The sequence below is a fragment of the Tepidimonas sp. genome, from assembly GCF_036824975.1.
In the GTDB taxonomy this organism is placed as follows: domain Bacteria; phylum Pseudomonadota; class Gammaproteobacteria; order Burkholderiales; family Burkholderiaceae_C; genus Tepidimonas.
In genome coordinates, this window is the sequence record NZ_DAISZC010000101.1 from 1 (window position 1) to 4,238 (window position 4,238).

At 67.6% G+C, this 4,238-nt stretch carries 5 protein-coding genes; 3 read left to right on the forward strand and 2 right to left on the reverse strand.

The window, feature by feature from the left end; translation table 11 throughout:
* Window positions 1–1,272: argininosuccinate synthase (gene argG, locus V7Z54_RS09495; RefSeq protein WP_334136128.1), on the forward strand; the 1,272-nt coding region annotated here is incomplete at its 5' end.
* Between the two features lie 31 nt (window positions 1,273–1,303).
* On the opposite strand, the gene V7Z54_RS09500 is transcribed toward argG, so the two are convergent.
* The gene (locus tag V7Z54_RS09500; RefSeq protein WP_334136130.1) at window positions 1,304–2,251 is read right to left on the reverse strand and encodes an alpha/beta hydrolase; all 948 of its coding nucleotides are present in this window, start codon (window positions 2,249–2,251) and stop codon (window positions 1,304–1,306) included.
* A gap of 191 nt (window positions 2,252–2,442) precedes the next feature.
* Here V7Z54_RS09500 and V7Z54_RS09505 point away from each other — a divergent pair, with 191 nt between their 5' ends.
* Entirely contained in the window at window positions 2,443–2,880 is a 438-nt protein-coding gene (locus V7Z54_RS09505; protein WP_334136131.1) for a hypothetical protein, read from the forward strand.
* A gap of 69 nt (window positions 2,881–2,949) precedes the next feature.
* Here the strand turns inward: V7Z54_RS09505 and murB are convergent, their stop codons facing one another.
* Complete coding sequence (murB, locus tag V7Z54_RS09510; protein WP_334136133.1) at window positions 2,950–4,002, reverse strand: UDP-N-acetylmuramate dehydrogenase; 1,053 nt, start codon at window positions 4,000–4,002, stop codon at window positions 2,950–2,952.
* Between the two features lie 41 nt (window positions 4,003–4,043).
* Between murB and V7Z54_RS09515 the strand changes: the two genes are divergently transcribed.
* On the forward strand, window positions 4,044–4,238 hold a 195-nt coding region (locus V7Z54_RS09515; RefSeq protein WP_334136135.1), incomplete at its 3' end, for a DUF520 family protein.

A 4,238-nucleotide genomic window follows, 5' to 3' on the forward strand; every position in this document is an offset into this window, starting at 1 on the left:
TCCGGCGGTCTGGACACCAGCGCCGCCCTGCTGTGGATGCGCCAAAAGGGCGCCATTCCGTACGCCTACACCGCCAACCTGGGCCAGCCGGATGAGTCCGATTACGACGCCATTGCGCAGCGTGCGCTGGCCTATGGCGCCGAACAGGCGCGCTTGGTGGACTGCCGTCCGCAGCTGGCCACTGAGGGGTTGGCCGCGCTGCAGTGCGGCGCGTTTCACATCAGCACCGCCGGCCTCACCTACTTCAACACCACGCCCATCGGGCGCGCGGTCACCGGCACCATGCTGGTAGCGGCCATGAAGGAGGACGACGTCCACATTTGGGGCGACGGCAGCACCTACAAAGGCAACGACATCGAACGCTTCTACCGCTACGGGCTGCTGACTAACCCGGCGCTACAGATCTACAAGCCGTGGCTGGACCAGACCTTCATCGACGAGCTGGGCGGCCGCAAGGAGATGTCGGAGTTCCTGATCCGCAACGGCTTCGACTACAAGATGTCGGTGGAGAAGGCCTACAGCACCGACAGCAACATGCTGGGCGCCACCCACGAAGCCAAAGACCTGGAGCACCTGAACTCCAGCATTCGCATCGTCAACCCCATCATGGGCGTGGCGTTTTGGAAGCCCGAAGTCCAGATCCAGCCCGAGGAAGTCACGGTGCGCTTCGAGGAAGGCCGCCCGGTGGCGCTCAACGGACGCGAGTACCCCGATCTGGTGGAGCTGTTCCTGGAGGCCAACCGCATCGGCGGCCGCCACGGCCTGGGCATGAGTGACCAGATCGAGAACCGCATCATCGAAGCCAAGAGCCGCGGCATCTACGAGGCGCCGGGTATGGCGCTGCTGTTCATCGCCTACGAACGGCTGGTCACCGGCATCCACAACGAGGACACCATCGAGCAGTACCGGGACAACGGGCGCAAGCTGGGCCGCCTGCTCTACCAGGGACGGTGGTTCGATCCGCAAGCCATCATGCTGCGTGAGGCCGCCCAGCGCTGGGTGGCGCGCGCCATCACCGGCGAAGTGACGCTGGAGCTGCGCCGTGGCAACGACTACTCGATCCTCAATACCGAAAGCCCCAACCTGACCTACCACCCCGAGCGGCTGACGATGGAAAAAGGTGCCTCTGCCTTCACCCCACGCGACCGGATTGGGCAACTCACCCTTCGCAACCTGGACATCAGCGACACGCGCGGCAAACTGGCCATCTACTCCCAAGCCGGGCTGCTGGCCATCGGTCAAGATGGCGACCTGCTCCAACTCGGTGGCTAAGGCGCGACCTCGGCCAAGGCAGGGCCGGCCATCACGGCCTCTGCTGCACCCAGTCCACAATGCGCCGCGCCAACCGCTCGGTGGTCTTGGGCGAACGCAGCGCCCCGGCCAGCACGTGCTGCTCGGTGTCGGTGCTGTCGGTGACCGCCTCCAGCGTCGCCACACCGGGCGGCAGCCGTGCCAGCATGGCCTGCGTCAGCGCCGGGTCTACCGTGCGGTCGGCGGGGCTGTAGAACACCAGCAGCGGCGTGCGTACGCGGCTCCAGTCGGCGTCGCGCACCCGCTGCACCAGCGCCATCATCGGCAGCAGCGCCTCCACGGGGTAGACGCGCGTCCATGCCGCGTTGATGCGCTCGTCCTCACTGGGTGCACCTACCGTTCCCCCGGTGATGACGTACGCGATTTGGCTTCCCCACGGTCCCAGCAGCCACTCGGTGCGCTTGTCCTGCGGACCGAAATTCGGGGATATCCACACCTGCGCCGCCACTGGCTCGCGCACCGCATCCGGCCGCAGCGCCAGCCAGGCGCCCAGCGTGGCCCCGGTGGAGGTGCCGATCACCAGCACCTGATCTCCTATCCGCCGTCCGATGTCCAGCGCCTCTTGCGCATCCGCCAGCCAGTCTTGCACCGTGACGCGCCCCAGGGCGTCGGCCGGCAGCCCGTGGCCGGCCAGCCGCGTGTAAAACAGGTTGGCCCCCAGGGCCTGCGCCACCTGCTCGGCCAAAGGCGCGGTCTCGGCCCGGGTGGCCGTGAAGCCATGCAAATAGACGACCGCCCACCGCGTACGCGTGCCCGGAGCACCGTGCCAGACGATACCCTTGGCCGCGCCGGGGCGCAGTCCCGGCTGCCCGGCTTCTTGCGCCGCCAGCCAGGCGTCGAGTTGCGCCACATCGGTCGGTGGCACCGGCCGCGGCGCGGGCTGCTCCGGACCGAAAGCGTAACGCGGCCCCGCCCACCACAGCACGGCCAGCAGCAACACGGTGGCCAGGAGCGCAGACAGCCATGACTTCAGCCGCCCCCGCTGGCGTAGCGCACCGCCGCCGCGTTGCTGTAACCATCTGTAACAAGCGTCTCTCATTGCAAGAACCCGTTGGCACACCCCACGCTGTCCCCAAGAATAGCGGCAAACGACCCCGCCCGGGATCCCCTAAACACCGTCGGAGTTATCTCATGTGGCTGCACGCCCCGTTCGATCCCGCCATCGTCGACCAGATCAACCGCCTGCAGGCGGGGGTCGTTCCGATGCCCGTCTACCCGCTGACCTGTCCCCAGGCAAAAGACGGACACCACAGCTTCGCCGGGGGCTATCTGGGCGTGTTGGTTGCGCACCGCAACGGGCTGGTGTGCCCCTCGTGCGGTTACACCCAGACCTGGATCGGCCGTGCGGCGCTGGCTTGTGCCGAGCGTGAGGATCCCTGCCCGACGCAGCGCCCCAGCGCGCGTATGGAAAAGGCGCGCCAACAAGCCTTACAGGATTTTGGCCGCCTGGTGCGCACCGGGCAGCTGAGCGCACAGGCCATGGTGGAGTCGCTGCACACCCCGGCCGATGGTCCGATCGGCACACCGCACGGGGAGGCGGCGCCGGTGCTGGAGCGTCTGGCAGCCTGACCCCCCCACAGAGTGGCTGAGGCGCCCCGCGGCGGCACCGCGCGCCGTGGACGATGGTGCCGCAGCGGCTCACACCACCACGGGCTCTGGTTCCAGCCGGATGCCGAAGCGTTCGTACACGCTGGTCTGGATCATGCGCGCCAGCGTCATCACCTCGCCCCCGGTGCAGGGGTGTTCGCGCCCGCCACGGTTGACCAGCACCAGCGCCTGCTTCTCGTACACCCCGGCCCGCCCCACCGTCTTGCCCTTCCAGCCGCAGGCGTCGATCAGCCAGCCAGCGGCCAGCTTGACGCTGCCGTCCGGCATGGGGTAGTGCACCAGCTTCGGGTCACGCCCAATGATGTCGGCGCATTGCTCGGGCGTCACCGTCGGGTTCTTGAAAAAACTGCCCGCATTGCCCAGCTGCGCCGGATCGGGCAGCTTGGCGCGCCGGATCGCGCACACCCAGTCGGCCACCTGCTGCGGGGTGGGATCGGTGATCCCCGTCTCGGCTACCTTGCGCTGCAGATCCTGGTAGTCGAGCTGCGGTCGCCAGCGCCGCGGCAGCCAGAACCGTACCCGGGTGATTAACGCCCGCCCCTTCAGACCCATACCGCGCGCGCCGCTGCGCTCGTGCTTGAACACCGAATCACGGTAGCCAAACGCGCAGTGCTCGTGCTGCAGCGTCAGCCGCTGGCCCGTCTCCAGGTCGATGGCATCGAGCGAGTGAAACCGGTCCTGCAATTCGACGCCGTAGGCGCCGATGTTCTGCACGGGTGCCGCGCCCACCGTACCGGGAATCAGGGCCAGATTCTCCAGGCCGGGCCAGCCCTGCTCCAGCGTCCATTGCACGAAGGCGTGCCAGTTTTCCCCGGCAGCAGCCTCCACCAGCCAGCCACGCTCGTCCTCGTGCAGCAGCCGGCGCCCAGACAGCTCCACCTTCAGTACCAGCGTGCGCACGTCCCCGGTCAGCACGATGTTGCTGCCACCGCCCAGGATGAAGGTTTCGCGCGGCCGCCAGTCGGGGTGCCGCACCAGCGCCAGCACCTCATCCTCGCTGCGCAGGCGCACCAGACGCTGGGCACGCGCCGCGATGCCGAAGGTGTTGAAGGGCTGCAACGACACGTGGTTCTCGACTACCATGCACGGATTGTCGCAAACCCCGCCCCACACGAGGATTGGGTATGCCCTCCTTCGACACCGTGCTCGAACCCAACATGGTCGAGGTGAAGAACGCCGTCGAGCAGACCCAGCGCGAAATCGGAACGCATTTCGATTTCAAAGGCACCTCGGCCGCGGTCAGCCTCAGCGGACAAGCCATCACGGCGCTGGCCGACAGCGACTTCCAGCTACAGCAGGCGCTGGACGTGCTGCGCACC

Coding starts and splice junctions, on each gene's coding strand:
- murB (WP_334136133.1), bottom strand. CDS start 4,002: ATGGTAGTCGAGAACCACGTGTCGTTGCAGCCCTTCAACACCTTCGGC.
- V7Z54_RS09505 (WP_334136131.1), top strand. CDS start 2,443: ATGTGGCTGCACGCCCCGTTCGATCCCGCCATCGTCGACCAGATCAAC.